The organism is Nostoc sp. DSM 114167 (genome assembly GCF_052692655.1).
Map to the genome: position 1 here is coordinate 8,215,242 of NZ_CP195116.1, position 24,643 is coordinate 8,239,884.

Genomic DNA, 24,643 nt, shown 5'->3' on the forward strand with positions numbered 1-24,643 from the left:
TTAACAAGTTTCTAGCAGATAAATTAGTAGGGTGGGCATTGCACACCCTATTTTTTTGCTGATTTAAGAAAAGAAAGCTAAATTTCTACTGCCTAATTGTCTAGAGTGAATGTCTCTAATGCAACTTAATTTACAATACTAAGTAGTTGGCGTTCTTTTGGCTACTTGCAATGAAATTTCGACTGAAGAGACTTTCACCCAAGAAACGACAGCGTCCGATCCCACCGATTAAGATTCAAGTTCAAGATGGAAAATTTGAAATTATAGGTATGGGTGCATGGCATTCCTACTGGCGCGATCCTTATCATCTGCTGTTAACGATTCCTTGGATTGGCTTTCTGCTGCTAATTTGTACTTTCTATATAACGATTAATGCTCTATTTGCCCTAGCTTACTCGATCGGAGGAGATTGTATTGCCAACGCCCAACCTGGCTCTTTTTTAGATTTATTTTTCTTTAGCGTCCAAACCCTAGCATCTATTGGCTATGGGGCAATGTATCCGAAAACAACTTACGCCAACATTATTGTCACGATTGAAGCAATGATCGGTTTGGTGGGAATTGCTGTGATGACAGGACTAGCGTTTGCTCGGTTCTCTCGACCTACAGCCCGTGTACTTTTTAGCCGTGTTGCTGTCATTACACCTCATAATGCGATGCCGACTCTGATATTTCGCAGCGCTAATAAGCGTCGCAATACGATTCTGGAAGCGCAGATGCGAGTCTACTTGATGCGCGACGAAATAACCCTAGAAGGACAGTTCATACGTCGGTTCCACGATCTTAAACTGGTGAGGAACCAAACACCTAGCTTCACGTTAAGCTGGTCAGTGATGCATGTCATTGATGAGTTTAGTCCTTTGTATGGGATGACACCAGAATCGTTAACCCAGACAAATACTATGCTGATTGTCTCTTTGAGTGGCATTGATGAAACGGTTGTCCAGGTTGTTCATGCCCGTCATAGCTATAGTGCGAATGAGATTTTGTGGAACAATCAATTTGTCGATATCATTTACCACACACCCGATGGAAATCGCTACATTGATTACAACCGCTTCCACGATGTTTTACCTTTAGAGTAAAGGGGTGAAATTTCTGAAAGTTACTCGAAAGTTTGATTGAGTGGTGGTTGTAAGGATTTAACGACCACTCGACCATTTTCAATTACAGTGCAACTTTTAACCGCACTCTTACTGTGGTTAACTGGCACATCCTGGCACTGCTTTTGGTGGGCGATATTTTGCTCTTGTTGTTGGTTGAGGACGACAACACAACAGGGGCAGGAAGCAAAGGACATATAACTTAATTTTGATCTCTATATCTATTATCGCGCTACTGATGCTGTTTGAGTGAAAAATTTGCTACTCATGTATTTTGATCGTTCAAAGCTCCGTCAAATTTCTCGTAAGTACTTGCTTTATTGTGCTTATAGCCTGTTTGATATATCTAAACCAATTCAACAGGAAAGCGGTTATAGATCCCGCCCCGCTTTCCTCCCTGCCCAAAGTTGTTTGCCAGGGTTAGATAGTGGGTTTTTCTAATGAAAAAATTTTTGAGATATCTGGGTTTAGGTTTTCTATCTACGTTCTTGACTGCTACTCCCGGATTGGGGGCTGAACGCATTAGCTTTTATTATCCTCCCTTCGGCGAATTTTATTTATCGGTGGACTCGCTGGAAACCTTTGCTAAAGAGGGCAAAATCGATCAGGATTTGTCCTTTTATGCTAGCCGTGCGACTCCTGAACAACTCGCCCAACTGCGGGATTTACTCCAGCAACGCTTTAATCTCACTCCTACACTAGTATCTCAAGTTACCTACTCACCGATAGGAGAGCAGTTGGTGCAACAACTGGGAAAATTACTGCTCACTGAGTCTCGAAAGAATGGCTTCTATGCCATACGTGCCTCTTTAATTTTGTCTGCTGCCGATCGACAAGAGGGGTTAACGGTTGTGAATTTACTGCGGAAATTTCCTAGCGATACTATCCGGGTGAATTTCACAGAGGGATTAAGGATAGTCGATGACTTGTCGCAATTGATTAAAAAAAAGGATGAAGTTTTTGCCTCTCTGCAAAAAGAAGCGATCGCTCAAGCAGCCACTTCCAAAATTGATTTCTCCCAAAAACCAGATTTGCGATCGCCAGGAAAATTCACCTGGCAGAAAAAAAGCCTGGAGTTAAATGACATTTCTCGCTCGCGCCGTCTACCCGTAGATATCTATCTGCCGTCAGCAGGTTCACAAAAAGCTGGAGAATTATTCTCTCCTCCCTTCCCTTTGATTGTAATTTCTCATGGACTGGCTTCAGATCGCTCTACCTTTGTCTATCTAGCTGAACATCTAGCATCCTATGGTTTTGCTGTTGCTGTACTGGAACACCCTGGTAGTAATGCCGAACGCTTTCAACAATATTTTGCGGGTTTGGCAGGGCCGCCAGATGCAGCAGAATTTGTCAACCGACCTTTGGATATCAAATATCTACTCAATGAACTCCAGCGTCTAGATAAATCCGATCCCACCCTCCAAGGAAAACTTAATTTTCAGCAAGTTGGGGCGATCGGTCAGTCCTTTGGTGGTTATACTGTTTTGACTTTAGCAGGAGCCGATATTAACTTTAGCCAACTGAGGCAAGATTGTAATCCCGATAATTCATCCTTTAATTTATCACTGTTTTTGCAGTGTCAAGCAAACGATTTACCTCCAAAGAATTACGAACTCAAAGACGATCGCATCAAGGCCATCATTGCGATTAATCCCATTGACAGCTCAGTTTTAGGTCAGGGGCAAATCAGTCAAATTAAAATTCCCGTCATGCTGGTAGCAGGTAGTCAAGATGTTTTCGCACCACCCGTATCTGAACAAATTCGCCCCTTTACCTGGCTTTCTGACTCCAATAAGTACCTGGCTTTGATTGAAAATGCCACCCACTTTTCAGCGATCGCCGAACCGACTTCTCAAAACAATGTCTTACCTGTACCACCTGCTTTACTGGGCCCCGATCGTGCGGCTGTTTTTTCCTATCTCAACGCCCTTAGCGTCGCTTTTTTAGAAACCCATCTCCTTAACCGCCCTGAATACCGTTCCTATTTGCAGCCTTCCTATGCCACATTTATCAGCAAAGAGCCGCTTAATCTTAGTATTTTACAGTCGTTGTCGGTAGCTCAGTTCGATCGAGTTTGGAGTGGGCCAACTCCCCAGTCCAGCAAACCATCAAATCCTCAACCTACTTCCACCCCTTATCAACCTTTGAGGCAATGAAACAGCCCTGCCCTTCAAAAGGGGGACTTTGATTCTAGTTCCCCCTTTTTTAAGGGGGGTTAGGGGGGATCTAAAACCGTGCAAGAGGTCTAATGCATAAATCCTGAGTGATTCTTAATGGCGTGGAATACAAGAAAAAGCCTACAAATCTGTTAGCAACCTTGCTTTTCTCAAAATAAATGTCATTACGGTTTCTTTTTTGGAAATGATATCAGCTGTAACTTCCATCCCCGGTTGAATGGGATAGGATTTATTGTCCTTTTTTAAATAAGGTCTCTCTGCCTCAATTGTCACCTCATAGTAAGGCGCAATTGGATTGCCGTTAACTTGAGATGTAATAGCGTCGGCGGTTATAGCTCTAACAGCTCCTTTGAGGATGCCGTAATCTGGGTACGGATAGGCAGAAAACCGCATTTGTACTTCCCCTTGTGAACATTTCGTTACTTGTACGACTTTACACACCTGTACTTTGCTAATATCAGAAGCAGCAACACGGGCTTTGATGACCAGAGGTGCTTTACTAGGAGCAATTTGAGCGATCGCATCCCCAGCACGAACAACTTGCCCAGGATTCCTTAATTCTAGTTTTAGGATAGTACCTGCCTCTGAAGCCTGAATTACAGTTTTTTGCAGTTCTGTTGAGAGTTGTTTTAGCTCTTCTTGAGCGCTGCTGATTTGATTTTGAATTTCTACTTGACGCCCAATCAGTTCTTGTCTTTCTTTGTTCAATGCCGCAAGCATAGACTCACCTTTTGCCCGTTCTTGGGCAATGCGTTCTTGGGCGATCTCCACATTTGCGCTAGTGGGATTGAGTCCAGTTTTAATCCCTTCTAATCTGGCAAGTGCAGCTTTGAAAGCTTGTTCTTTTTCCTTAATCTGTAGAGTTGCGATCGCTCCAGTCTTTGCTAACTGCTGATATCGCTTCAGTTCTTCCCTTGCTAACTCTACAGAGGCTTCTACTTCATCCACTTCTGCCTTACTGGTAATTCGCTTGTCTCCATAATCCCGTTGATTACGACTAAGATCGGCTTGCGCAGAGATAATCGCTTGTCCCATAGAATTGGATTCAGCTGTGATTTGATTCTGTAGCGCTCTTAGTTGTGCATCGATTTGCGTTCTTTGTAAATGATTCTGCCGGATATTGCCGGCAATTTGGCTTTTTTTACTTTGTAATTGGGTGTCGTAGAGCAGTGCAATCTCATCTCCCCTTTTCACAACTTGATTTTCCTTCACCCGAATGCTTCTAACCGTTCCCTCTACTGCTGCTTGCACTAACCGTATTTCTCCCGTGGGACGGACAGTACCATCTGCTCTCACGACTATGTTGTATTGAATGACACTTGCAAGTCCGAAGGCAGCGCCAACACTTCCAATTAAAAATATCCCTCCCAGCCTTGTCCAACTGCTAATCGGAGGAAGATATTCGTCGCTTTCAACTGGGCGGAGAAAGTCCGGTTGGGGGTCAATAAGCATATACGTTAAAAAATATTTTGGTTGTGCAAAGAATTTAGCAAATAGCTAGCTAGTCTAAGAAGGTGATAGTTATGAACTTCGTACACTACCAAGTATGAAAATGCAAAGCGACATTACATCTATATATATAGATATTTATTGAACAAGCATTTTCAACTTAGGAGCCTCTTTTATCACTCTGAGAGGTTGTTTGAAAAGTATTAGTGCTAACATCTAAGCCCCATAAATCTAACGTCTTTATCTCCCTTTTTTAGAAGAAAAGGGAGGATTTCAAAGCCTCTCGACCTTTTGGGAGAGGTTTGTAAAGGGTTTTCTAGTATACTTTGCAACTTTTCAAACATCCTCTGAAAGCTTAGTCTTCTTATCCTCTTCCCTTGGGAGAAGATAAGCCGCTTGTCTTAGAGGTTTTTCCATCAGCAATAGCTAAAAACCGATCCATAGCCTAAGTCTATATAACAATTAGTGGCTTTTAGTAAAAAGACCAAATCTTTATAATTTTCTTCTAAAATTTTACCTTTTCTTTATTTACTTGCAAAAAATTCTATAATAGAGAGAAAAATTTTTCTTTTATTTTCTAATTAATAAGTAGTTAAGCTAGTTTAAAAGCATTGTTATTACAATCTTTTATGCTATTTTCAATAGACTCTGTATAAGCAAAGTACAAAAAAAAGAATACTTGCGTGATAATACGTGATACAAAAAATTAAGTAAAATTTTTAAGTTTTCTAAATTTGCTTTTTGACGATTTTGTATAAGAAAATACTATTTAACTGATTTGATACTCTTTCTTTAAGGTTTTGTGCCTCAATAATAGTATTAATACGTTAATTCTCTTGTTTATTTTAGTCTAAAATTAGACATTATTTATCAGAAAATCTTTATACGCATATATATTTTTGCCATACAATTCAATCCAGAATATTTATCTATTTAAAGAGAATAAAATTCACAGTTTTTTCAGAAAACAGTGAAAATAGTATAATTATTAGCCAAGTAGTATGTTTGTTAAGAACTTGTAATACACATTTCTTTAGGAAATAGTTGTTTTATTACACTAGTTTCACTCATATAATTTCCTTAACAACACAAAAACATTCATAAATGCGCTGTTTGCATTGATGAATGTAGTGTGATGTTATCTAAAACTCAACAATCAAGTGAGAACTAAAACTATGGAAAGCACATTGTTTACTGCATTAACCACCAACGAAGAAGCCAATCTGTCTGGTGGTTTCTTTAACAGACCCAATATTAATGTAAATGTAGTAAAAACAAACCAAGTTGCTGTTGCTGTAGCAAAAGGTTTTTATCCAACTGCATATGCTAGCAACTACAACAGCGTTTATATCGACAACTAGGGCAATAGGCAATTTGTATGAAGTTCAGTAGAAGGGAAATAATAAACGTAAAGACACGATTAACGTGTCTCTACTCAGGATCAAAGTTCACGTTTCAAGTAATTTACACTGTTGACGCAGTTTAAATTAATTTTACGTGCGGCTTAATTGCTAATCGACTTAATCCTAGTAGCCATTAGCTGTTTCTCTATGGCAGTCATCCTAACATACGTTTATTCCTATCCATCTACTTTTCTTTAAAAAAGTTAACAACGTGTTATTGATAATTGCTAGTGGTGATTATCAATAACACTTTACTTGGGCTTTTCGTTCACAATATCCATAACTTTTGATCGATCTTAAAGATAGGTAAAAATAGTACAAATTAATACAGTTTGTATCAACTTTTATTTAACAAAGTAAATTCAAAATAACTAACATAAGTTGCTGGTTACAGCCCTCTGAGCATCAAAATACGATAGTCTGTCTAAGTATTAAAACCATAGTGCGACTAAACTATGGGCTAAATTTTTAACCATGCAGGGATAAGACCCTGCTATTTTTTTGGTTTTGTCACGATATAAATATTGGAGTGCGAAATGAAATACCAAGTTGTTACACAACATAGTGAAGAAGATTGTGGAGCGGCTTGTCTTGCTTCCATTGCCAAACATTACCAGCGCAACTTTACACTAAATCACATCCGGGAAGCGGTAGGCACTGGTCAACTAGGAACAACATTGTTAGGACTGAGGCGGGGAGCCGAGGCTCTTGGTTTTAATGCACGCTCAGTCAGAGCATCAAATGAAATATTAGACAAGATGAACCAAGCGCCACTGCCAGCAATCATTCACTGGAGAGGCTACCACTGGGTTGTTTTGTATGGCCAAAAAGGTAAGAAATATATAGTTGCCGATCCAGCCGTTAATATCCGTTATGTCTCTAGAAAAGAGTTAACGGAGGCTTGGTCAGATAAAGTGATGCTTTTATTAGAGCCAGATTCGGTTCGCTTTTATGCTCAACCTGATGACAAAATAGACGGCTTTGGGCGCTTTGTACGGCGTGTATTGCCTTATCAAGGCATACTATTCGAGGCTTTTCTCTGCGCTTTAATTATTGGTCTGCTTTCATTAGCTTCTCCCATTCTGCTTCAAATTCTGACGGATGATGTACTAGTTCGGGGTGACACCCAGCTTCTTGTTACTGTAATTATTGCCGTTGTGGTGATGAATGTTGTGTCAAGTAGTTTAAAACTAGTTCAATATAACCTGATTGCCCATTTTGCCCAACGGCTGGAGTTAGGATTAATTCTAGAATTTGCTAGGACAATTCTGCGGTTGCCTTTGACTTACTATGAATCGCGTCGCAGTGGCGAGATTGTCAGCAGATTGCAAGATATTCAACAAATTAATCAATTAATTTCTCAAGCAATTATTAGTTTACCAAGCCAATTATTTGTTGCAGCAGTTTCTTTAAGTTTCATGCTGTTCTATAGCTGGAAACTTACCTTAGTTGGTGTGATTATTGCGATTGTAATGAGTTTGTCTACGATTGTTTTTCTGCCTACACTTCAACAAAAAATCAGAAGTGTCTTAGTTTTAGATGCAGAAAACCAAGGTGTTCTCGTTGAAAGCTTTAAAGGCGCTTTGACACTCAAAACTACTACCGCCGCTCCCCAGTTTTGGGAAGAATTTCAAAACCGATTTGGTCGTTTAGCAAATCAAACATTCCGCACAGTTCAGATTGGAATTATTAACGGCATCTTCTCTAGTTTAGTTTCTAGTATTGGCAGCATTAGTTTGATTGGTTTCGGCAGCATCCTAGTTATTAACAAGGAACTCAGCATCGGTCAACTGCTGGCATTTAACGGAATGAATGGTAATTTTTTAGCATTCATTGGTACTGTACTCAACTTTATAGATGAATTTACTCGTGCAAAAACTGCTACGCAGCGCTTAACAGAAGTTATCGATTCCACACCTGAAAATCAAGGCGATACTAAAAAACCTTTTACGAAGATTCCTAACAAGGCTGATATTATTTGCACAAATCTCAACTTTCACTATCCTGGGAGACTAGAGTTACTGCAAGATTTCTCCCTAACTATTCCTGGCGGTAAAGTTATTGCTCTAATTGGTACATCTGGCTGCGGTAAAAGTTCTCTTGCTAAACTGATTGCAGGTTTATACTTGCCTAATTCTGGTAACATTCGCATTGGTATTTATAATCTACAAGACCTAGCCCTTGATTGTTTGCGGCAACAAGTAGTCCTTGTTCCGCAAGAAGCTCATTTTTGGAGTCGCTCTATTATTGATAATTTTCGGTTAGGTTCTCCTCACGTCACTTTTGAGCAAATTGTCGATGCTTGCCAAATTGCTGAGGCAGACGATTTTATCAGTAAACTACCTGAAAAATATCAAACTGTATTAGGTGAATTTGGGTCAAATATTTCTGGTGGACAACGGCAAAGATTGGCTATAGCTAGAGCCATTATCAACGATCCACCAGTTTTGATTTTAGATGAATCAACAGCTGGACTCGATCCAGTTAGTGAAGCTCAAGTTTTGAATCAGCTATTGTTGCATCGCCAAGGCAAAACTACGATTTTGATTAGCCACCGTCCGAGAGTAATTGTCCGTGCTGATTGGATTGTGCTATTAAATCAAGGCAAATTACAAATCCAGGGAACTGTGGAAGATTTGCGTGCCCAACCAGGAAACCATTTAGACTTTTTAACTCCTTAATTAAACTGATGGGCTTTTTAGCATTTTTCAGGTATTTAGACCACAACTTAGACGGGGAATAGAGAGTGGTGTCAATACTGCATAGATTTTGCCTAAAAAATAGAAATGTGTAGCGACTGTTTTAAAAGTCAAGCTACACCTACGCACCTGTGTACTCGATCGCGGCGCGATAAAGTTTGAAGTACCTCGAAACGACTTTTAAGTACCTCAAAACGACTTTGGAGTACCTCAAAACGACTTTTAAGTACCTCAAAACGACTTTTAAGTACCTCAAAACGACTTTTAAGTACCTCAAAACGACTTTTAAGTACCTCGAAACGACTTTTAAGTACCTCAAAACGACTTTTAAGTACCTCAAAACGACTTTTAAGTACCTCGAAATGACTTTGGAGTACCTCAAAACGACTTTTAAGTACCTCAAAACGACTTTGGAGTACCTCAAAACGACTTCGAGGTATCTGTTTTACAAATATTCTTAACCGAGCAGTCTTGATATCCATCCTTGCTGCGAGTAAGTCGATTTAAGCGTGGGGTAATAATTACTAATTACGTAAATTTACGGAGTACGACTTTAGGCAGAATCATCAATTAGGAATCATGTTGACTTACAGTTAGATCCCCAACTTATTAGAGAAATCGGGGATCTTATTATTAATGAATGATTGAAGTTGGTTATAGACAAAGCAAGTCTCAAGCATTACTTTGATGAACTCAAAGCTAAACCTAAATAAATTACTATTTCTTCTAAAGTTTTGGCTGATAATTTTAGACAACAATCTAGCCATTTTTGATTATTTTCCATCAATAAAGGTCATCAACCTTTATTTTTAATAAAACAGTAAATATACTGATGTAATTTTGTGAGTTAAAAACTCTAACCATTGCAACCATTAATCAAAATGCTATATGTCTTTTTTGTTTCTAAACCATGAATTAAATATCACAATTTCCTAAAACAAGGCTATTTGTCAGGAAAATGAGATATTGGTACTGAGGGATTCATAAAAACTTATTTAATAAAATCTTTTGTATATATATACTTGTCGTTAAGAAGTATTAAGAAATTCTTATTAAAGAATATTGCAATAGCTTGATTTAATTGCTAACGTGTGTATGACAGCGATGCTGATGAACGCTCGGATCTAGGAGAAATAAAATCTATGAGCTATATCTATTCAGCCAAGTGTGTTAGGCTTTGACGGGTTCAAAACGAGAAATTTCTGCCTCATATAGACAACTATGAGGGATTGCAGATTAACCAAGAAATGTCTCGTTGCTAAAGGCTTAGTTTCAGTTTGATTTCAATTGCGATTGATTATTTGTCTTACTTTGTGCCGACAAGTGAGTAGTTTTTGCTTGTGTGTATCGGCAATAACGAGGAGTTTGGTAAGACTTAAATTTTGGAGAATAAAACTAATGGAGATTCAAGGTAAAGTTGCCCTAATTACAGGGGCTTCGCGTGGAATTGGACGAGCGATCGCCATCGAATTAGCGCAACAAGGCATCAAGCGGATGATATTGGTAGCACGCGATCGCCGCAAGTTACTAGAGGTAGCCAACGAAATCGAGGCGATGGGTACGGAAGCTGCGATCGTGGCTTTAGATTTAACGCAGACAATAGAAGTGAATATCGCTGTTGCCCAACTCTGGCGCAATTATGGACAGATTCACCTGCTGGTTAATTGTGCGGGAGTCGCATACCAAAGTTCATTTCTGCAATCTAAAATGCCCCAAGTTCGAGAAGAAATTTCTGTGAACTTGTTAGGAATGTACAACCTCACTAGTTTGATTGCTCGACGCATGGCCAGCCAAAGACAAGGGACAATTGTCAATGTATCGAGCTTGATGGGGAAAGTTGCAGCACCAACGATGGCGACATACTCAGCAACCAAGTTTGCCATCTTAGGATTTACCCAAGCCTTGCGCCAAGAATTAGCCGAACATAATATCCGCGTCATTGCATTACTGCCTTCCTTGACAGACACAGACATGGTGCGCGACTTAAAATTATTTCGCTGGGTGATCCCCATGACTCCCCAGCAAGTGGCTAAAGCACTCGTCACCGGAATGCAGAATGATTCATCAGAAATTTTAGTTGGATGGCAAAGTCATTTAGCCGTGTTGTGTCAACGCCTCGCCCCTTGGTTGTTAGAGCTAATTTTACGAATAGCAACACCGCCAGCACCAAGCAGACAACGGCTGATTGAAAAACTTATCCCTTCGCGTAGCGTCTCGTAGAGAAGGAGAGACACCGAGAGCGATCGCTTCGCTAACTCAACACTTAGCATTTCTGAACTTTTTGCAGAAGTGGGGAAAAGGTATGGAATTTTCCCTTACCCTTTAACCTTTCCCCTTTCCCCAACATCTTGCAAAACTAACTTTTGCAAGATGTCTCCTAAACAAACTTGTCCGAAATCTTCAGTCGTTTGGCTTTACCCTTGTGCAAAAAAGTAAGGCTCGCAGTGCCAAAAAAAGCTAATAAGCTGAAAGTAGAAGTAGATTCAGGAACAGACTTGGAATTCTCAATTTTGATAACTTGTCCAAGTCCTGGGCGATCGCCTCGGTTTGTCACGTAAATAGCATCATCAGCACCAATAGTCAAAGCAGTAGGAGACTCTAATCCATTGCCACTAAGAATAGTTGTGCGAGTCCCATCCCTTGCTATCTTAATTACAGAACCATCTAGATTACCTTTCCAGAGTGACTGATTGGCGTACTGTAAAGCATATAAATTACCTTGACTATCAAAATCTAAGTCAGTAAGTTGAGTAAATCCATCGCTATAAACTGTTGGTTTATTATCAGCACCAACTCGATAGATTTTTGCTTTACCTTCGGGAAAAGGAAAACCAGTTAATTGACTAATATAATAAGCGCCATCTGGGCCTTTGGCGACATTTGTCGGTACTGCTTGGATTTCAAATGGCGATGACGATGCGCCAGTGGGAAAAACTGGATTAGTTAATGTCTGGCGGGGAATTGTGGCGATCGCTTTTAAATTACTTCCATCAGTCCCTACAGTGAGTAACTCATTAGCACCAGCATCAACTGCAACAATCTTATTTCCATCTAAAAGAATAGAGAAGGGATTGCTAATTACATCGCCTTCATCAGGATTATTTGCAAGTTCATAATTAGCTAAATCAGTCACACTAGTCCAGGAATTTGTATTGAAATTAGCAGTGATGATTTTTCCTAAATCAGTGTTACCTAATGTGGCGCGAAATGTGGGATTTGAACCATACCCAATTGCAATATAAGGCTTGCCAGTAGCATCAAATTTTATATCTTGAGGCCCAGAAGTATCAGTACCATCTGGTAATGCTAAAGAAGGAAGTCCTGTCAGTATACGTTGTTGCGTACCATTTCCAATTTTGGTTACTGCACCAGTTGTGCCATAACATAAAGATTGGTTTGCAACGCTCGGTGAAGGAACACAAGCTCCACTGCCGCCTGTTCCTGCTTCTGTAACGTAGAGACTTCCATCAGGAGCAAAACTTAGACCCCGTGGATTATTAAGACCATCGGCAATTACTGAAAATGATGCCGCTTCTGCTGCTTTCATTCCCGAAAAAGCAGCAATACAAACACTCAAAAATGTAATTCCAAATTGTTTTAGTTTCATGAGACTCCTCCTAAAATTAAATTTGCGTAAGCATAGAAGAGAAAATTTTATGTTGATAAATAATAATATTTAATGTGTATACTTTCTGTGGATTTCACAGTTTATTAAAAGAGGGAAACAGATGCAAACCCAGAAAGCCAGATGAAATCTGAATTTCTGAATTTTGAGTTGTATCATACCATTTCCAAAAATCTTTGCAACATCATGAATTGGCTATAGGGGCGTACAGATGTACGCTTATAGCAACAAAATTAAATAGGATTACTGGATATGTTCTAACGCTTTTTATACAAGTGTAAGAATCGAACTGTTGAATTATAGTGCGGGACTACAAGACGATCGCAGTTTGCATCAATACATAAAGTTGCAGTTCAGAAATTGCTGGGCGATCGCATAATTAGACATACCTTGTTTCGGAGCAATCAGAAATGCTTTCTTCCCCCACAACCCTGACTCCTTTGCCCGAAATCATTGATGGCTTACCGAATATTTCTGGTTGGGAAACAGAGGTTCTCTCTGTAGTTAACCAAGATCGACCAGTATTTTTACCAACCACGAATATTCGTTTAGAAGATGTAAATGCTGTGTTTGCGATCGCTTTGCACATGCACCAGCCAACTATACCTGCTGGAAATGGTGGTACACTCATCAGCAATCTGCAATATATGTTTGAACATCCCCATGAAGGGGATAACCACAATGCCGATCCTTTTGCCTATTGTTACAGCCGGATGGGAGACTTCATCCCGGAACTTGTAAGTCAAGGTTGCAATCCGCGTGTGATGTTGGATTACTCTGGTAATCTGCTGTGGGGACTGCGGCAAATGGGACGCGGTGATGTTCTGGATAACCTCAAACGGATTACTTGCGATCGCACCTACCAACCTTATGTAGAATGGCTGGGTACAATGTGGAGTCATGCAGTTATTCCTTCCACACCCATAGCAGATATTAAATTGCAGATCGTTGCATGGCAACATCACTTTGCGGCAATTTTTGGCTGGGAAGCATTAGCGCGAGTCAAAGGATTTTCGCCCCCAGAAATGCACCTACCAAATCACCCCGATGCTCTCTTTGAATTTGTGAAAGCGCTGAAAGAATGTGGATATCGCTGGCTACTTGTTCAAGAACATTCTGTAGAAACTCTTACTGGTCAATCTCTCACTTATAAACATTTACCACATCGTCTAATTGCCCGGAATTCTCAAGGCGAAACAATTAGCATCACAGCTTTAATTAAAACCCAAGGTTCCGATACTAAATTAGTTGCTCAGATGCAGCCTTATTATGAAGCAAAAACATTATCCAAGCAACAAATTGGGGATGTATTTGTGCCACCAATAGTTAGCCAAATTGGCGATGGTGAAAATGGCGGCGTGATGATGAATGAATTTCCGAGCGCTTTTAAACAAGCTTGGTGGGATATGGTAAATAATGGAGGAGGAAAATCAGGTGTTGTTGGTGTGTGTGGTACAGAATATTTAGAATTAATCGAAGCAGCAGGATGCACACCTGAAGATTATCCAACTTGTCAGCCAGTGGGACAACATCAAATTTGGCAGCGAGTTTCACCAGACAATATTCAACCGGAAGCTGTAGAGAATGCCATTCAAGAATTAAAGCAAACGAACTCTAATTTTCATCTAGATGGAGCCTCGTGGACAAATCATATCAGTTGGGTAAAAGGATATGAAAATGTGTTGTCTCCCATGTATCAATTAAGCAGTTTATTTCATCAAAAGATCGATCCATTACTGCAAACTGACTCAGCAGAACCGATTGCTAGACAATCTCAATACCGTAACGTTCTTCTACATAACCTTTTGCTGCAAACAAGTTGTTTTCGTTATTGGGGACAAGGTGCTTGGACTGATTACGCGCGGGAAATTTATCAACGTGGCGAAAGCTTACTGCAAAAGACATTTTAATTAATGGGTGTTTAGGGACTTCCAAGAAATAAATTATCCAGTCTTGTGGGGTGGGCGCTCATGTTGCCCACCCCACAATAAGTAATTTGTCTCGTTCCCAGTCTCAGACTGGGAATGCCGTTTTAGAGGCTCTGCCTCCCTTGCTGGCGGCAGAGCCGCCAGGAGCAGCATTTCCAGCCTCTGGCTGGAAACGAGGTTTTAAAAGGGTTTGGGCTTAAGTTGACACCAATGGCAAGATGCCCACCCCACAATAAGTAATTGAGTATTTTTTTATTTTGAAGTCCCTTAGCCGTAACGCACTGTATTTCTTGGTGCGTTACGCCTGTTTTAACGCACCCGACAAATTAATGCTTGCTGAATCTACCAAAATAAATACGCGATATACCGAAATGAGAAAGTAATCAAGCATTTTGAGAAAGCAATATGCCTTTTTGCTTGCTGAATCTACCGAAAAGAGAAAGCATTTAAGCTTTTTGATAAAGCAATATGCCTTTTTGCTTGCTGAATTTACCGAAATGAGAAAGCATTTAAGCATTTTGAGAAAGCAATCAAGCATTTCGAGAAAGCATTTAAGTATTTTCCTTAATGAATTTAGTCAAAAGATGAAGTTAAAGTGAACTTACTGAAAATATTCCTTATAATTTCGATGCCAAAGTAAATATTGGGTTTTATCCTTGAACACAACCTACAAATAAATAGACCTTTTGCAAAAGTATTTTTGCAAGAGGGGGGAAAGGGAAAAGGTTAAAGGGAAAGGGTTTTTCTTACCCCTTACCCCCTTTCTCTTTTCTCGACTTCTCTGCAATAAGTCTAATAGATGAATAAGAGGTTTATAACCTATTTATAAAGTAAAATATTAAGTAGGGTGTGTTACGGCTATGCAAGGATTTGGGAGTTTAAAAAAGTGTTATAGTAATGCTTAACGTATCCTACAATTTAATGTTTACTAAAGCAAGTAAATTAGTTTTTCAATAGGCAGTATAAATGAAAAATATTTATGAAATTTTAGAAATGATTAAACCAAGACCAGCAATGTATTTAGGACAGCGTTCCTTAACTGCGTTAGATGGATTTATTGGTGGCTATTCTTGTGCTCTGGCGCAAAATGGGATCTTTTATGGAGAAGAGACACCTCCTTTTACACAGTTCCACGACTGGGTAGCTCGATATTATAAATGGAATGAATCAACAGCAGGATGGAAAAATATCATTCTCCAAGAAGTTGGAGACGAAGCAAAAGCATGTGATGTATTCTTTGAACTCTTTGAATTATTTAAGCAAAGATTTCCTGTACCCAAGTATCGTGTTTTTTTAAATCAAAACCATAAATATACTGGAGCTATATATCGACGTATATGTATAGATGGGATAGAAAAAGACTTAGATCCACCTAAAGAAGTTAGAATTGTGCAATATACAACAGATGCTGGCTTTTACCGTTTCGATGTATCACAAGCTGGAGAAATTACTGAAATTGGCTATTTTGAAACAGAAAAGTTACTTATGGAACAAGTTAATATAGAGTTTCAAGTTTCTTTGGATGAATGGGAAACCTTAAATACTATTTAATTCTTTGTCTCTTAAACTGATAAAAAAATAATTTCAACACAAATAAATACTGATTTAACAATCAGTATTTTAACAATTATTGATTGGAAAATGTTCACATTTAGCTTATTTTCCTAAAAAGCATATTGCTACACCAAAGGTAACAATATTTCAAATTTTGTACCTATACCAATCTGTGAATGAAAATTCAATTTACCGCCATGTCTCACAGTGATAATTCGATAACTTACTGCTAAACCTGTATTTTTACCATTCTTTGTTTCCAGAGAAAAAGACTCTAGAATTTGTTGTTGTAATTCTTCAGACATTCCAGAGCCATTGTCAGCAATGCGAATTAAAACCCAGCGAGAATCTGGTGCATCTGGGTTGCTTGCTTCTTGTGATACAACTTCTGTGGTAATCTCAATTCGGGGTTTTTGAACAGTCTTTGTCTCTTCTAAATGTAACTGCTGTCGCACTCCTTCATTGAGTAAAGTATCCACAACTTCACTTAAAATACTCATCAAAACCTGGTTTAATTGCCCCATAAAGCAATATACTGGGGGTAATTGACCGTAGTATTTGACGATTTCAATTTCTCCTTGAAGACGGCTATTAATTAATAAAATAATACTATCGATACAAGCGTGTAAATCTACGGGCTTGGGAAAAAGTTCATCAATATGACAGAAGTTTTGCAAGCTAGTAACGAGTTTTTTTAATCTTTCCGCTCCTGTACGAATACTAGCAAGCGATCGCGATAAATCTTGTTCTAAAAAATCAAATTCAATTTCTTCTTTAATCTGATTAATTACCGGAGAAGCTGATGATAATTGCTCGTAAGCTGCGATTAGTTTGAGTAAATCTTGACTGTAGTTTGAAACATAAATTATGTTACCCCAAATAAAACCCACTGGGTCTAAAATTTCGTGGGCTACACCGTCTACTAAACGCCCCAAATTTGCCATCTTATCATTTTGAATCATTTGGGCTTGACTGCGTTCGTACCGGATCAGATTGTCGATTCCCCGAATTTGCCAAGAAATAATATTCAATTCTTGGACATCTAATAATCTATAAGAGCCAGATTCGGTTTCTACTACAATTGGTTCTGCTAATAATTCTGGCGATCGCTTTAAGCTCAGTTGCATTGTAGTTAAAATCGATGTTGTATCAGTAACAAGCAACATCGGTGTCCGCACATAGCTGTAGAGAACAGCTAATGGTTGCTGAACAAATAACTCTTGTCCGAATGGACGAATTAAAAATTCCAGTAGTCGTCGCCGCGAAATCATCCCAATAAACTGTCCCTGTTCTACCAAAATTACTCCTGGTAGTAGGGGGTATTTGTCCAAAAAACTAGCCACTTCCATCCCGGTGTGGCTAATTTCCACCGAGAAATTATACATTGGTAGTTCTTGGAGGGTTGAATCTAAACCAAGATCGCGATCGCTACCCTCAGACAAAAATGGCGGTGAGATTTGGCAACTAAATTCTTCTGGCACTAGACACCCTGATTTTTTCAAAGACAGGTAAAGAATAAGTTAATATTTTACATTCTGCCACCCTCAAAATCCGGTTTTAGTTTAGGTATCTAATAAAACCAAGGGTTTATCAAGCTGAAAATCTTTCTCAGGCGACTGGAAGTAATTGGCGTGCAATTTATAATCTGGGTGGAGAATATTGAGAAAGCGATGTCTACGACGGTCACTGAGCGCAGCCGTTCGCGCAGCGTCTCGTAGAGAAGTGCGGGCTACGCAAGCTAAACTAAAAATAACCTTTACGAAGAGTGCAAAGGTAGCGTTATGACCTCTGTAACCAATCCACCCAACGCCCTCGCTCCTTTCCCTTTCCCGGATCATACTCAACTTCCTGAGTCCAACGGTACGTTCGTGAAAAATTGGCAAGAGCATCCCCAAAGCCTCCTACTAACTGACTCTATTACACCCCTCCTCAAGCAATTAAATCCTGAAGGTGAATACTGTATAGGGCAAGACTTAGGGATTTACTGGCGGTTGACCGATCCCCTTGAAAAAGGCGCGGAAGCACCAGATTGGTTTTATGTCCCGAATGTACCATTTTTGCTCAATGGACAAACCCGACGTTCTTATGTGATGTGGCGAGAGTTTATTGCCCCGTTGATTGTCTTAGAATTTGTCTCTGGGGATGGTAGTGAAGAACGAGATAAAACTCCTTTGAAGGGTAAATTTTGGATTTACGAGCAAGTCATTCGTCCTGCCTTCTACGGCATTTATGAAGCGAGTAAAGCCAGCCTAGAAGTTTATCATCTAATTGAAGGACAGTATCAGATTTTACCAGCAAATGAACGAGGACATTATCCTATAGTTGCTTTGGGTGTTGAATTAGGCTTATGGCAGGGAAAATATCAGAATGTGGAATTACCCTGGTTGCGTTGGTGGGATTTACAAGGGAATTTGTTGTTGAGTGGCGATGAAAGAGCAGAACAAGAATCCCAAAGAGCAGAACAAGAATCCCAAAGAGCAGAACAAGAATCCCAAAGAGCAGAACAAGAATCCCAAAGAGCCGAACAAGAATCCCAAAGAGCCGATCGCCTAGCTGCCCAATTGCGATCGCTCGGCGTTGAACCAGAAATCTAATACCGTACTACAAACTACGAATTACGTTAGCGACGCAGAAGCCTCATTACGAATTACGAATTACGTAGCTTGCTTCTCGCCTTTGGCGAGTATTACGAATTACGAATTAAAAAAGGGCTGGTGTAAAAGAGTCATCTGTGGCTTAATTTGTTTAGACACAAATTTTACTGCTAGCAGGGTAATCACGATGACAAATAGACCTCCTTCCGAACCGGAGTCATCCCCAAAAACGGCCCTTGGCTTTGATGAATTTATAGCCATTTTGGTTGCCTTCACCACTATCGGAGCGATTCTTTTTTGGTCATTGTCCCGCAGAGATTCTAGCTGGAACTTAAACGGACTGCTGTTGCCTTCCTCCACTCCATCTCCTAGCGTTCAACCAAATCAAGTATTGCCCTCTCCTACTGGCAAGGTAGAACCTTATACAGTCCCCAACAACGTTTTGCCCTATTCTTCACCTGAAGCTGTTGTTGAACCCAAGACACCTTCATTCCCAACTAACAGCGCAACTCCTTACCGCGCAACGTTACCATCTATTCTGGTAATCCCAACTCAATCCCCACAACCACAAAGACCTATATCTCCTGCAACAGAACTTGAGTCATCACTCAAATCATCAGCGTTGCCTTTAGTAACTCCGGCAAAACCAAAATCAATCATTCCGCCGCCAATTGCATTTAACGATGTGCCTAATGACTTTTGGGGTAGGCGTTTTATAGACGTTCTTTCTGCCCGTGGGATTCTCAAAGGGTTTCCTGATTATTCTTTTAGACCAAATCAGCCTGTAAACCGCGCTGAATTTGCTGCCATACTAGAAAAAGCTTTTGACCAAGAACCATCTAAGACTGCGATCGCATTTCAAGATGTACCAACAAAATTCTGGGCAACTTCAGCAATTGACCAAGCCATCAGTGCGGGATTTCTCAAGGGCTACCCGAAAAAAACCTTCAAACCACAACAAAATATTTCACGAGTGCAAGTTTTAGTTGCCCTTGTTAGTGGGTTGAATTTGAAAGCACCCACTTCCCCAAACCAGATTATCAGTTTCTATAAAGATGCTAAAGATATTCCACCTTATGCTATCGGCAAAATTGCTGCCGCTACAACTAATGGTCTGGTAGTTAACTACCCAAATCCCCAAGTCCTCGATCCCAACAAAGTAGCTAGTCGGGCGGAAGTGGCGGCGATGATTCATCAAGCTTTAGTCAAACGGGGCAAACTGGCGGCAATTACATCTCCGAATATAGTGCATAGGGCTAGCCCACCGCAGGCATCGCCCAATATATCTCCAGAACTTCCACAGACTCCAAAACCAAACCCAAAAGTTAAATTACCCAGCGGAGGTTCGCCTCAACAATAATTACTAATTCGTAATTAAACCAAGGATCGCAGGAAGCGACTTCTACGGGTACTAGCATTATGGGTGTAGTCTTAATATTACAAATTGTTAAAGATTTCGTCAGGAACTTTGAGAAAAGACTGGACACCGACTTCCGGCGTCCAGTCTTTGGGGATTTGGAATTAGAGTGTACTTCTACAAAGAGCAAGGCTGGGCGTAGCGTCTCATAGAGAAGCGTTGAAGTAGGCAGCTATGCTGGAGGTTTTATTAAGAAGGGGATTCAAACCTTCCTTAATAAGCAACCCCAAATTTTCTTGTTTTGTGAGGGTTCTTAAACCCAAGACCCATTTGGTCACGGCAGGAAACAGTGTTTCGACTCCCAACTCTTGGAGAGGCTGCGCCCGAAGCGTAGCTATGCCGCAGGCTTTATGACTACCAAGAGGGCAAGTCGCTCAACAATCGGGCAGTTTTCCTCCAGCAAGAACTGCCTTCCTTGATGATTAGATATTAAGCTTCTGGAATTTGTTTGCCGACAACTTGTGATTTAAGAGTGGTGATTTCACTCGTTAACTCTTTCCTGGTTGAGGCTTTGAGTAAATAACGGTAAACAAACCAGGCAGAGTAACCAATACCGATCAGCTCAAAAGTAGGTGCTACCAAAGGGATATCATTCAAAGCATCTAATATTGCCAAGAGTACTTTAACGGCAACAATTGATCCTACAATCAAACCAACTGTTACCAGGGGTTGCTTATATTGATTAAAGAAGCTTCCCAGATAATCTGGTAATGTTGCTAAAAAGGTAGAAATTTGCTCCCCGTATTTTAGCCATTCATCTTGAGACTGTGCCGGAGGCTGGAGTTTGGTGATGGTTCCCGTTTGGCTGTTGATCTCTGCCACTGTAGTTTCTTTAGATGGGGTTTCGGTAAATTCTTGTTCTGGCATTTTCACTCCTATTAATTTGACAGTTGAGTTTTTCTAATCTGGATAATTACAACCAAAAGATTGTTGATTAGGTAATGTACTTGTGAATCAGTACAATTTGGTGAAAGGCACAAAAAGATTTTAGTGTCCTATAACCATAGTTGCCCCATACTATCTACTGCATCAACTACAAGATAGACAGTCAGTAGGAGGATAGAACTCAGAAGGCAGCAGGATGTATTATAATCAACTTCCTGAGTTCTATTTTTGGAATCAACTGGAATCCTCAGGTTGTGATTATCCCATTCTGTGTCATTTGCTCATAATCGTACTAAATCTAAGTACAAATTATGCAAAAATCACTCCACTTCTCATTTATATAAGCCTAGAAGCCGATTTTATCCGATATTAAAGCTATCTTAAGCCGCGTTCGTCAATTCACGCATTCGTATTGATATTAATACGTAATAAATTTTTTTGTGCGTTCATATAGACTAGACTTTTAACCTGTTTTATGATATATGTGCCTGGAGTGTGGGAGCAGGGGAGCAGAGGAGCAGGGAGCAGGGAGCAGGGAGCAGGAGCAGGGAGCAGGGAGACAAGGGGGACAAGGGAGACAAGGGGGACAAGGGGGAATTATTGAACAAATCTCTCCCAAGTCTTCCCCCTCTTCCTTGTCTACCTTGTCTACCTTGTCTCTTTTCCATGCCCAATCCCCAATGCCCAATCCCCAATGCCCAATGCCCAATCCCCAATGTCCCATCCCCAACAAGTATAAAACCTTTTGTTTTTTTCCTGATTGTATTAATTTTATAAGGAAGCAGTAAGGTAGAGTAGTGGCTTAAGCGATCGCAAGAACTCATTGCTTGCTATCAACTGCATATTGTGGAAAGTAGTGTAGTAGTAAGGAGAAGACGCTCTCAGGTGGGTCTTTGGTGGAGGAAATTATATCGTCGATCCTAAAAAAGTAAGTTATCTAAAACTAGTAATCATACTTAGATAAATAGTTGGAAAATTTACTTATATAATTTAAGGTGGTACTAATTATCTAGCAAGCAATGATTTGCTCTTGCGATAAAAGAAGATAATGTAGATGTTAATGACTAATTAAGGTATTTTGACAATCTAAACTAATTTGATTATTTTTGCGGGAAGGCAAGGAGGTTTGAGAAATGCCGACTCAAAAGCCAACCCCTATCTACAGCAGTTCAGAAAGCAAAAAAGTGTCAGCCGAAGAGCCATCGACAGACGAACTCCCAACTATAGAATTTCCTTCACGAGGGAAACTCAAAGCTAGTTCTTGGCGTATCCATCAAAAAATTGGTTATGGGTACTTTGTAGCTATTGGAATTGGCTTTTTTGGCTCACTGACTGGGTTAGTGATTGCTAATTACTACCGAGGAAGGGAAGTTAGACAATTCAATCAAGCTTATGAACAAGGACAATTACTGAGTAATTATAAAGATGCAGTAGTAGGGGCGCAATTACATAGTTATAACCTAGTTGCCGTATTAGAAAATTCACAACAACTGCAAAGCAAAAAAGCTGATTTTCTGGAGAATGTTGAAAAAGCCAAGCAACTAGAGTCAAAAATTGGCGGATTTCTCGATAGTAAACCTAAAAGACTAGCAGCAACAAGTTCGACTTTACAGACATTATTGCTGGATTATAAAACTAATTTAAAAGCCTACGTTGACCAAATCGAGGTCGTCTTACAGAAAATTGACTCCCCAAAAGTGCAGCCTCAGAAAATTTCTTCGGCCCGATCGCAGTTATTAACAATAATGCGTGGTGAAACAGCCATGCGCCTAGACCAGCTTTCTCAAAGCTTGACTAACATCCTGCAAACTGCCCAAGATCAAGAGCAAGAAAGGCAAAATGCCGTTGAGCAGGCGAGAATAGTTGAACGGTTGATCGTGATCGTGAGTATGCTGGTTTCGGTAGCGATCGCAGCTATTGTAGCTTGGCGTACTAGTCGAGCGATCGCTGAACCAGTTATCACTGTAACCCAAGTAGCTGAACAAGTTGCAAGGAAACATAATTTTGATTTGCGAGCGCCTGTTACCACTGAAGATGAAATTGGGCTACTTGCCAAATCTCTAAATCGTCTGATTGAGCGCGTATCTGAGCGAACAAAAGAACTACAACAAGCTAAAGAATTAGCCGAAGCTGCTAGCAAAGCAAAAAGCATATTTTTGGCCAATGTCAGCCACGAATTACGCACACCATTAAATGCTGTTATTGGCTTAAGCCAACTACTAGAAGACGACGCTACGGATCTTGGTTTATCGCCAGACTTTATCACCGACTTAGAAACAATTAACGCTGCTGGTAAGCATCTACTGCACTTGATTAACGAAATCCTCGACTTGTCAAAAATTGAAGCGGGGAAAATGACCTTGTATCCTGAGACATTCGAGATTGCAACGCTAATTCATAACGTTGTTCTCACAGTCAAACCAGCTATAGAAAAAAATGCCAATGTTTTAGAAGTAAATTTTGATGAGCAACTTGGCACAATGTACGCCGATCAAACTAGGATGCGGCAGGTATTGTTAAACTTACTCAGCAACGCCAGTAAATTTACTACAAACGGCAAGGTAACGCTGACAGTCAACATAGAAAAGGATGAATTTCGACCGGAAGCTCCTTTGGGCAGCATTATTTTCACCGTTACCGACACAGGTATCGGTATGTCTAACCGTCAACAGCAGCAGTTATTTCAACCTTTTACCCAAGGTGATACTTCAACGACGAAAAAGTATGGAGGTACAGGACTGGGTTTGGCAATTAGCCGCCACTTTTGTCAGATGATGGGTGGTGAAATTATTGTCAAAAGTCAGCCAGGAATTGGTTCTACTTTCACTATTCGTCTGCCAATGACTGTGCAGGATTGAATGGGGCATTGGGGATTGGGCATTGGACATTGGGGATTGGGCATGGAAAAGAGACAAGGTAGACAAGGAAGAGGGGGAAGACTTGGGAGAGATTTGTTCAATAATTCCCCCTTGTCCCCCTGCTCCCTGCTCCCTGCTCCCTTGCTCCCTGCTCCCTGCTCCCCTGCTCCCTGCTCCCGTTTCCCCTGAATTAAGTAATGATACTCACCCTCCCTGTATCCAAGTCGTAACGTCCTCCGACAATTTTCAATTTGCCTGACTCCACCTGCTCAGTTAAAAGCTTTGAGCGCTTCAATCGTTCAATTTGATATTGCACGTTTGCCACCACAGCATTTTCAACTGCATCGCCCGACTGATCTTTGACCTTTTCCACTGCTGGCTTAATTGCCTTCACAAAAGTACTAATATCACCGAGTAACGATTCGTTTTGGACAGCTGCGGTTACTGCGCCACAACGCTCATGACCCATCACCATCAGCAGTGGAGAACCTAATAAGACAACTGCATATTCAATACTGCCGATCGCTTCATGTGTGGCAATATTTCCGGCAATCCGAACATCAAAAATGTCTCCAATGCCTTGATCGAAAACAATTTCTGCGGGTACTCGTGAATCCGCACAACTAAGAATAGTTGCAAATGGATGTTGAGCTTGAGCAACTTCGTGCAGCCGCAGTTCAGATTGATCGGGGTATTGGGGATGATGAGCGACAAAGCGCTGATTTCCGTCAATCAGCTTTTGCAATGCTGCATCGGGACTGAGAGATTCAGGGGAAGTTGAGGGAATTTCGGCAGCTTTAGCCTGTTCTACCCGCCAAAGTAAATCGCTGGCAGATAGCATCATCCCACACGCCCCGGTCATTCCTAACTTCAAAAAGTCACGACGTTCTATGAAATGCTTCATTGAATTTATCACTCTCTTAAGTAAGTCGGCGGGAAAAAATCAAATTA

At 40.4% G+C, this 24,643-nt stretch carries 18 protein-coding genes; 11 read left to right on the forward strand and 7 right to left on the reverse strand.

The features are described 5' to 3' along the window. The first annotated feature begins 170 nt into the window (after positions 1 to 170). Positions 171 to 1,085, forward strand: a complete 915-nt coding sequence (locus NSTC731_RS34715) for an ion channel (protein WP_445628900.1) — start codon at positions 171 to 173, stop codon at positions 1,083 to 1,085. Between the two features lie 20 nt (positions 1,086 to 1,105). Here the strand turns inward: NSTC731_RS34715 and NSTC731_RS34720 are convergent, their stop codons facing one another. Further along, the gene (locus NSTC731_RS34720; protein ID WP_445628901.1) at positions 1,106 to 1,300 is read right to left on the reverse strand and encodes a hypothetical protein; all 195 of its coding nucleotides are present in this window, start codon (positions 1,298 to 1,300) and stop codon (positions 1,106 to 1,108) included. Positions 1,301 to 1,543: 243 nt separating this feature from the next. Here NSTC731_RS34720 and NSTC731_RS34725 point away from each other — a divergent pair, with 243 nt between their 5' ends. After that, positions 1,544 to 3,259, forward strand: a complete 1,716-nt coding sequence (locus tag NSTC731_RS34725) for an alpha/beta hydrolase (RefSeq protein WP_445628902.1) — start codon at positions 1,544 to 1,546, stop codon at positions 3,257 to 3,259. A gap of 141 nt (positions 3,260 to 3,400) precedes the next feature. On the opposite strand, the gene NSTC731_RS34730 is transcribed toward NSTC731_RS34725, so the two are convergent. Further along, on the reverse strand, positions 3,401 to 4,732 hold the full coding sequence (locus tag NSTC731_RS34730) for an HlyD family efflux transporter periplasmic adaptor subunit (RefSeq protein ID WP_445628903.1): 1,332 nt from the start codon (positions 4,730 to 4,732) through the stop codon (positions 3,401 to 3,403). 1,172 nt (positions 4,733 to 5,904) lie between these two features. On the opposite strand from NSTC731_RS34730, the gene NSTC731_RS34735 reads away from it, so the two are divergent. Beyond that, positions 5,905 to 6,090 carry a hypothetical protein gene (locus tag NSTC731_RS34735; RefSeq protein WP_445628904.1) on the forward strand — a complete coding sequence of 62 codons (186 nt, stop codon included), beginning with the start codon at positions 5,905 to 5,907 and terminating at the stop codon, positions 6,088 to 6,090. A gap of 578 nt (positions 6,091 to 6,668) precedes the next feature. Next, positions 6,669 to 8,813: a peptidase domain-containing ABC transporter gene (locus NSTC731_RS34740; protein WP_445628905.1), complete on the forward strand. Its 2,145-nt coding sequence runs from the start codon at positions 6,669 to 6,671 to the stop codon at positions 8,811 to 8,813. 128 nt (positions 8,814 to 8,941) lie between these two features. Here the strand turns inward: NSTC731_RS34740 and NSTC731_RS34745 are convergent, their stop codons facing one another. Continuing rightward, the gene (locus tag NSTC731_RS34745; RefSeq protein ID WP_445628906.1) at positions 8,942 to 9,313 is read right to left on the reverse strand and encodes a hypothetical protein; all 372 of its coding nucleotides are present in this window, start codon (positions 9,311 to 9,313) and stop codon (positions 8,942 to 8,944) included. A 916-nt stretch (positions 9,314 to 10,229) separates the two neighbouring features. On the opposite strand from NSTC731_RS34745, the gene NSTC731_RS34750 reads away from it, so the two are divergent. Further along, entirely contained in the window at positions 10,230 to 11,051 is an 822-nt protein-coding gene (locus NSTC731_RS34750; protein ID WP_445628907.1) for an SDR family NAD(P)-dependent oxidoreductase, read from the forward strand. Between the two features lie 157 nt (positions 11,052 to 11,208). Here NSTC731_RS34750 and NSTC731_RS34755 read toward each other — a convergent pair whose 3' ends face one another. After that, the gene (locus NSTC731_RS34755; protein ID WP_445628908.1) at positions 11,209 to 12,438 is read right to left on the reverse strand and encodes a ScyD/ScyE family protein; all 1,230 of its coding nucleotides are present in this window, start codon (positions 12,436 to 12,438) and stop codon (positions 11,209 to 11,211) included. A gap of 428 nt (positions 12,439 to 12,866) precedes the next feature. Here NSTC731_RS34755 and NSTC731_RS34760 point away from each other — a divergent pair, with 428 nt between their 5' ends. The 3 genes from NSTC731_RS34760 (at position 12,867) to NSTC731_RS34770 (ending at position 15,935) form a co-directional block, all read left to right on the forward strand. Next, positions 12,867 to 14,366, forward strand: a complete 1,500-nt coding sequence (locus tag NSTC731_RS34760) for a glycosyl hydrolase family 57 (protein ID WP_445628909.1) — start codon at positions 12,867 to 12,869, stop codon at positions 14,364 to 14,366. An 86-nt stretch (positions 14,367 to 14,452) separates the two neighbouring features. Next, entirely contained in the window at positions 14,453 to 14,584 is a 132-nt protein-coding gene (locus NSTC731_RS34765; protein WP_445628910.1) for a hypothetical protein, read from the forward strand. 766 nt (positions 14,585 to 15,350) lie between these two features. After that, on the forward strand, positions 15,351 to 15,935 hold the full coding sequence (locus NSTC731_RS34770) for a hypothetical protein (protein ID WP_445628911.1): 585 nt from the start codon (positions 15,351 to 15,353) through the stop codon (positions 15,933 to 15,935). Positions 15,936 to 16,063: 128 nt separating this feature from the next. On the opposite strand, the gene NSTC731_RS34775 is transcribed toward NSTC731_RS34770, so the two are convergent. Beyond that, entirely contained in the window at positions 16,064 to 17,419 is a 1,356-nt protein-coding gene (locus NSTC731_RS34775) for a sensor histidine kinase (protein ID WP_445628912.1), read from the reverse strand. A 300-nt stretch (positions 17,420 to 17,719) separates the two neighbouring features. Here NSTC731_RS34775 and NSTC731_RS34780 point away from each other — a divergent pair, with 300 nt between their 5' ends. Both NSTC731_RS34780 and NSTC731_RS34785 read left to right on the forward strand, forming a co-directional pair. Continuing rightward, the gene (locus NSTC731_RS34780; protein ID WP_445628913.1) at positions 17,720 to 18,532 is read left to right on the forward strand and encodes a Uma2 family endonuclease; all 813 of its coding nucleotides are present in this window, start codon (positions 17,720 to 17,722) and stop codon (positions 18,530 to 18,532) included. 187 nt (positions 18,533 to 18,719) lie between these two features. Then, positions 18,720 to 19,892, forward strand: a complete 1,173-nt coding sequence (locus NSTC731_RS34785) for an S-layer homology domain-containing protein (protein WP_445628914.1) — start codon at positions 18,720 to 18,722, stop codon at positions 19,890 to 19,892. A gap of 486 nt (positions 19,893 to 20,378) precedes the next feature. Here NSTC731_RS34785 and NSTC731_RS34790 read toward each other — a convergent pair whose 3' ends face one another. Next, positions 20,379 to 20,816 carry a CAAD domain-containing protein gene (locus NSTC731_RS34790; protein WP_445628915.1) on the reverse strand — a complete coding sequence of 146 codons (438 nt, stop codon included), beginning with the start codon at positions 20,814 to 20,816 and terminating at the stop codon, positions 20,379 to 20,381. Between the two features lie 1,151 nt (positions 20,817 to 21,967). Here NSTC731_RS34790 and NSTC731_RS34795 point away from each other — a divergent pair. Beyond that, a complete protein-coding gene (locus NSTC731_RS34795) occupies positions 21,968 to 23,692 on the forward strand; it encodes an ATP-binding protein (RefSeq protein WP_445628916.1) in 1,725 nt (574 codons plus the stop codon). 190 nt (positions 23,693 to 23,882) lie between these two features. On the opposite strand, the gene NSTC731_RS34800 is transcribed toward NSTC731_RS34795, so the two are convergent. After that, complete coding sequence (locus tag NSTC731_RS34800; RefSeq protein ID WP_445628917.1) at positions 23,883 to 24,596, reverse strand: carbonic anhydrase; 714 nt, start codon at positions 24,594 to 24,596, stop codon at positions 23,883 to 23,885. Positions 24,597 to 24,643 lie beyond the last annotated feature (47 nt).

Coding starts and splice junctions, on each gene's coding strand:
- NSTC731_RS34715 (WP_445628900.1), top strand. CDS start 171: ATGAAATTTCGACTGAAGAGACTTTCACCCAAGAAACGACAGCGTCCG.
- NSTC731_RS34720 (WP_445628901.1), bottom strand. CDS start 1,300: ATGTCCTTTGCTTCCTGCCCCTGTTGTGTTGTCGTCCTCAACCAACAA.
- NSTC731_RS34725 (WP_445628902.1), top strand. CDS start 1,544: ATGAAAAAATTTTTGAGATATCTGGGTTTAGGTTTTCTATCTACGTTC.
- NSTC731_RS34730 (WP_445628903.1), bottom strand. CDS start 4,732: ATGCTTATTGACCCCCAACCGGACTTTCTCCGCCCAGTTGAAAGCGAC.
- NSTC731_RS34735 (WP_445628904.1), top strand. CDS start 5,905: ATGGAAAGCACATTGTTTACTGCATTAACCACCAACGAAGAAGCCAAT.
- NSTC731_RS34740 (WP_445628905.1), top strand. CDS start 6,669: ATGAAATACCAAGTTGTTACACAACATAGTGAAGAAGATTGTGGAGCG.
- NSTC731_RS34745 (WP_445628906.1), bottom strand. CDS start 9,313: ATGGATATCAAGACTGCTCGGTTAAGAATATTTGTAAAACAGATACCT.
- NSTC731_RS34750 (WP_445628907.1), top strand. CDS start 10,230: ATGGAGATTCAAGGTAAAGTTGCCCTAATTACAGGGGCTTCGCGTGGA.
- NSTC731_RS34755 (WP_445628908.1), bottom strand. CDS start 12,438: ATGAAACTAAAACAATTTGGAATTACATTTTTGAGTGTTTGTATTGCT.
- NSTC731_RS34760 (WP_445628909.1), top strand. CDS start 12,867: ATGCTTTCTTCCCCCACAACCCTGACTCCTTTGCCCGAAATCATTGAT.
- NSTC731_RS34770 (WP_445628911.1), top strand. CDS start 15,351: ATGAAAAATATTTATGAAATTTTAGAAATGATTAAACCAAGACCAGCA.
- NSTC731_RS34780 (WP_445628913.1), top strand. CDS start 17,720: ATGACCTCTGTAACCAATCCACCCAACGCCCTCGCTCCTTTCCCTTTC.
- NSTC731_RS34785 (WP_445628914.1), top strand. CDS start 18,720: ATGACAAATAGACCTCCTTCCGAACCGGAGTCATCCCCAAAAACGGCC.
- NSTC731_RS34790 (WP_445628915.1), bottom strand. CDS start 20,816: ATGCCAGAACAAGAATTTACCGAAACCCCATCTAAAGAAACTACAGTG.
- NSTC731_RS34795 (WP_445628916.1), top strand. CDS start 21,968: ATGCCGACTCAAAAGCCAACCCCTATCTACAGCAGTTCAGAAAGCAAA.
- NSTC731_RS34800 (WP_445628917.1), bottom strand. CDS start 24,596: ATGAAGCATTTCATAGAACGTCGTGACTTTTTGAAGTTAGGAATGACC.